Origin of the sequence: Amycolatopsis sp. NPDC026612, from assembly GCF_040638285.1 — a bacterium.
Classification (GTDB): Bacteria; Actinomycetota; Actinomycetes; order Mycobacteriales; family Pseudonocardiaceae; genus Amycolatopsis.
Map to the genome: position 1 here is coordinate 1 of NZ_JBEZYB010000168.1, position 4848 is coordinate 4848.

Consider the following 4848-nt stretch of genomic DNA (forward strand, 5'->3'; position numbering starts at 1 on the left):
CGACCGCCCAATTGTGGCCTTGGTTGCGTTGAACGCACCGAAGGCCACATTGGGTGCGTTGAACGCACCGAAGGCCACATTGGGGCGCTTGGGGCCGGGCGCCGGGGGACGCTTAACCTGAGCGCGTGGAGAACGCGCAGCAGCACCGGTTCGAGCCCGTCACCGACGCCGACCGCGAGATCATCGCGGAGCAGCTCGGGCGGCCACCGCGAGCACTGCGCGCCGTCGCCGCGCGGTGCCCGAGCGGGCACCCCGCCGTGGTGCAGACCAGCCCCCGGCTGGAGAACGGCACGCCGTTCCCGACGCTCTACTACCTCACCTGCCCGAAGCTGAACTCGATGATCGGCACCATCGAGGCGTCCGGGATCATGAAGGAGATGACCGAGCGGCTCACCACCGATCCCGAGCTGGCCGCGCAGTACCAGCGCACCCACGAGACCTACCTCGCCGAGCGTGACGCGATCGAGCCGCTGGGGCACCAGGTCACCGCGGGCGGCATGCCCGGCCGCGTCAAGTGCCTGCACGTGCACGTCGCCCACTCGCTCGCCGTCGGCCCGGGCGTGAACCCGTTCGGTGACGAGACGTTGGCCCTCCTTAAGGCGAACGGGTGGCCCGCGGGGGACTGTGCCGCGTAACGCTCGCGCGCTGTGAAGAGATAACTGGGCTGGGTGAGCGAAAACCTCGGTCACATCTCTCGATGGGATGAAACCTCGCCGCGGGTGCGGCAGGCTGTACCCGAGGGTGACGACCGATCCGGCCAGGAGGGCTCTGAGTCATGCGTGTGCGGCGGCTGCCAGACGCAGTCGGGAGCTACGCCCGGAGGTTCGGGATCCGCCACCGCACCGCGTACCCCCTGGTCGCCGGGATCTTCGCCGTGGTCCCGGCGCTGATCGCCGGCGGCGGCACGCTCGGCTGGCTCGGCGGGAGCGGTGAGCACACCCGCGAAGCCGGGCTCGGCCAGGGCTACGACCCCGGGCACGCCGCGATCCAGCAGATCGCCGTCGACGGCACCCTCCCCGGCGCGCCCACCCCGCTGCCCCTGCCGGCCTACGAGCTCCCCGACGGCCCGCTCGGCATTCCGGCCACCGCGCTCCGCGCGTACAAGACCGCCGCCGACATCCTCGGCCGCGAGCAGCCCGCGTGCCACATCGACTGGGCCCTGATCGCCAGCATCGGCCGGATCGAGTCCAACCACGCCCGCGGCGGCTACGTGGACAGTGCGGGGACCACTCGCGAGCCGATCCTCGGCCCCCAGCTCAACGGCCAGGGCGGGTTCGCCGCGATCCCGGACACCGACCAGGGCCTGCTCGACACCGACCCGGTGTGGGACCGCGCGGTCGGCCCGACCCAGTTCATCCCGGGGACCTGGCGCGGCTACGCCTCCGACGGCAACGGTGACGGCAAGTCCGACCCGAACAACCTCTTCGACGCGGCTCTGGCCACCGGCCGGTACCTGTGCTCCGGCGGCTTCGACCTGGCGAAGCCGGACCAGCTGCGCGGCGCGATCTACCGGTACAACAACTCCGACACGTACGTGAACACCGTGGTCCTCTGGGCCGAGGCCTACCGCAACGGGATCATGCAGGTGCCGGACAGCACGGTGCCGATCGGCGCCCCGAACGCGGCCCTGGCGCCGGCCGTGCCGCCGCCCCCGGTGCCGACGACCACGGTCTCCACACCTCCGCCGACGACGTCGACCACTTCGAAGCCGGCCACGTCTGAGCCGCCGTCGTGCACCAAGCCGCCCACGACGACGCCGGCCACGACCACGATCATCAGCATCACGACCGAGCCGTCGCCGACGACCACCGCTACCGGCGACACCTCCACCACGCCGACGAAACCCGCGCCGGCGGACCCGACGTGCGGCGAGGTGGTCACCTCGGTCAGCACGTCGGTCACCCTGACCACGACCACGCTGCCGTCACCCACCACCTGACCAGGGCACGCCGGTTAGGGTGGGCGCATGCCTCGTGTTGCCGCGATCGACTGTGGGACCAACTCCATCCGCCTGCTCGTCGCCGAGCTGACGCCGCGCCACGACGGCACGGTCGACCTGCGTGACCTGCACCGCGAGATGCGGATCGTCCGGCTCGGGCAGGGCGTCGACGCCACCGGGCAGCTCGCTCCGGAAGCGCTGGAGCGGACGAAGGCCGCCCTCGCCGACTACACGATCGCCGCCCGGCGCAAGGGCGTGGAGAAGGTGCGCATGGTCGCCACCTCCGCGACCCGCGACGCCAAGAACCGCGACGACTTCTTCCGCATGACGCGCGAAACCCTCGGCGTCGAAGCCGAGGTGATCACCGGGGACGAAGAGGCGCGCCTGTCCTTCACCGGCGCCGTCGGGGAGCAGGACCCGGACGACGGCCCGTTCGTCGTGGTCGACGTCGGCGGTGGCTCGACCGAGCTGGTCCTCGGCACCTGGGACGGCAGGCGGGCCGAGGTGCTCGCCGCCAGGTCCGTCGACATCGGCTGCGTCCGGATCACCGAGCGCGCCCTCAAGAGCGACCCGCCGGCCGCGGACGAGATCGCCGCCGCCCGTGACCTGGCCGGCAAGGTCCTCACCGACGCCTTCGACGTCGTCGACGTCGCCCGCGCCAGGACCTGGATCGGTGTCGCGGGCACGGTGACCACGCTGTCGGCGATCGCGCAGGGCCTGCCGGAGTACGACCGCGACCGCGTGCACCTGTCCAAGCTGAGCGCGGCGGACATCGACCGGCTCGCGACGCGCCTGCTCAGCGAGGACCACGCCACCCGCGCGGCGAACCCGGTGATCCACCCCGGCCGGGTCGACGTCATCGGCGGCGGCGCCGTAGTGGTCCAGACCCTTGCCGAGCAGCTCGCGGCCCGCGGCGGCCCGACCGAGCTGGTCGTCAGCGAGCACGACATCCTCGACGGCATCGCCCTTTCCCTCGCCTGACCGACCGTTCGGCCACCTCAAAGGGCTTGCGCCACAACGGAACCGAGGGTGAGCACGCGATGACCAGCAGTCGGCGCTGGGCCGTCCGGAGTATCCGGATTCCTACGTTGGTCGTGCTCCAACCAGGTGGTCCTGACGGTCGTCACACATTTGCAACACCGCAGTCCTGTGATCGGCTTCGCCGCCCCCGCTAGCGTGCGTCTCACCTTTCGGACGTCACGAAGATGGAGGGGAACATGCGTCGTTCGCGCAGGCTCTGGGGATCCACGGTGGTGATGACCTCGCTGGCGCTCGTGCTCGCCGCGTGCGGCGGCGGCTCGGGCAGCTCCACGGGAGCCGGCGGGACGGACCCGGACGGCACGGTCAGCGTCTACGGCACCGAACCGCAGAACGCACTGGTCCCGACGAACATCAACGACCTGGGCGGCACCAAGGCGATCCAGGTCATGTTCGCGACGCTGGTCGGCTTCAAGGGAGCGGACGCACAGCCGTTCAACCTGATGGCCGACTCGATCACGACGACCGACTCCAAGGTCTACGACATCAAGATCAAGCAGGGCTGGAAGTTCCACGACGGCACCGAGGTGAAGGCGCACAACTTCATCGACGCCTGGAACTACGGCGCCTACGCCCCGAACGGGCAGCTCAACACCGACTTCTTCTCGAACATCCAGGGGTACAAGGACGTCCACCCCGAGGCCGAGAACGCCAAGCCGGCCACGAACAAGATGTCCGGCCTGGTCGCCAAGGGCGACTACGAGTTCCAGGTGACCCTGGACGCGCCGTTCTCGGTGTTCTCGATCAAGGTCGGCTACCAGGCGTTCGCGCCGCTGCCCGACTCGTTCTTCGCCGACCCCAAGGCCTTCGCGCAGCACCCGATCGGCAACGGCCCGATGAAGTTCGTGTCGCGCACGCCGAACCAGGACATCAAGCTCACCCGCTTCGACGACTACAAGGGTGACGACAAGGTCCACTTCAAGGACCTCGACATCAAGATCTACGCCAGCCAGGAGACGGCTTACCAGGACCTGCTGAGCGGGCGGCTCGACTTCATGGAGGCGCTGCCGCCGTCCGCGGTCGCGGGCGGCAAGTACAAGGCCGACCTCGGTGACCGGCTGGTGACCGGCCACCTGCTCGGGATCAGCACCATCGCGGTGCCGTACTACGTGCCCGGCTACGACAACCTGGAGCTGCGCAAGGCCATTTCGATGGCGATCGACCGCGCGCAGATCACCAAGACCGTCATGAACGACACCTACGTGCCGGCGGACGGCTACATCTCCCAGGGCATCCCGGGTGCGCGGGAAGGTGTCTGCCAGTTCTGCCACTTCGACCCGGCGGCGGCCAAGGAGGCCTTCCAGAAGTCCGGCTTCAAGGGCAAGCTGACCATCGCGTCCAACGCGGACGGTGGCCGCAAGGAACCGCTGGTCGCGGCGTGCAACAGCATCAAGAACACCCTCGGCGTCGAGTGCGACTTCGTGCCGGCCACCGACTTCGGCCAGTGGCGCAGCATCGTCACGAAGAAGCAGCTGACCGGCATGGGCCGGTCGGACTGGTCCGCGGACTACCCGTCCATCGAGGACTTCCTCAACCCGATCTACCGGACCGGCGGATCCTCGAACGACTCCGGCTACTCGAACCCGCAGGTCGACGCGGTCCTCGGGCACGCGGACGCCACCGCCGACAAGGACGCCGCGGTCAAGCTGTACCAGCAGGCCGAGGACCTGATCGCCAAGGACCTCCCCTCGATCCCGGTGTGGGACGAGAAGGGCGTCGCGGCGAAGTCGAAGAACCTCAAGTCCGCGGCTCTCGACTTCCGGCGCATGCCGGACTACCCGTCCATCGAGGTCCTGAAGAAGTAGTTGCGGCTCCCACCACCACAGCGTCGTGAGTGGTAATTCGGGTCAGAACCCGAATTACCACTCACG

At 69.4% G+C, this 4848-nt stretch carries 4 protein-coding genes; all 4 read left to right on the forward strand.

Features of this window, described 5'->3' with window-relative positions; all coding sequences use genetic code 11:
* Positions 1–125 precede the first annotated feature (125 nt).
* Positions 126–635 carry a DUF501 domain-containing protein gene (locus AB0F15_RS44850; protein ID WP_360284028.1) on the forward strand — a complete coding sequence of 170 codons (510 nt, stop codon included), beginning with the start codon at positions 126–128 and terminating at the stop codon, positions 633–635.
* A 140-nt stretch (positions 636–775) separates the two neighbouring features.
* Positions 776–1939 (forward strand): lytic transglycosylase domain-containing protein, encoded by a 1164-nt coding sequence (locus tag AB0F15_RS44855; RefSeq protein ID WP_360284030.1) that lies wholly within the window; start codon positions 776–778, stop codon positions 1937–1939.
* Between the two features lie 27 nt (positions 1940–1966).
* Complete coding sequence (locus AB0F15_RS44860; RefSeq protein WP_360284032.1) at positions 1967–2920, forward strand: Ppx/GppA phosphatase family protein; 954 nt, start codon at positions 1967–1969, stop codon at positions 2918–2920.
* Between the two features lie 236 nt (positions 2921–3156).
* A complete protein-coding gene (locus tag AB0F15_RS44865; RefSeq protein ID WP_360284034.1) occupies positions 3157–4782 on the forward strand; it encodes an ABC transporter substrate-binding protein in 1626 nt (541 codons plus the stop codon).
* The last annotated feature ends 66 nt before the right edge of the window (positions 4783–4848 follow it).

What these genes read in the sequence shown, in the direction of transcription:
- AB0F15_RS44855 (WP_360284030.1), top strand. Translation starts at nt 776, where the DNA reads ATGCGTGTGCGGCGGCTGCCAGACGCAGTCGGGAGCTACGCCCGGAGG.
- AB0F15_RS44860 (WP_360284032.1), top strand. Translation starts at nt 1,967, where the DNA reads ATGCCTCGTGTTGCCGCGATCGACTGTGGGACCAACTCCATCCGCCTG.
- AB0F15_RS44865 (WP_360284034.1), top strand. Translation starts at nt 3,157, where the DNA reads ATGCGTCGTTCGCGCAGGCTCTGGGGATCCACGGTGGTGATGACCTCG.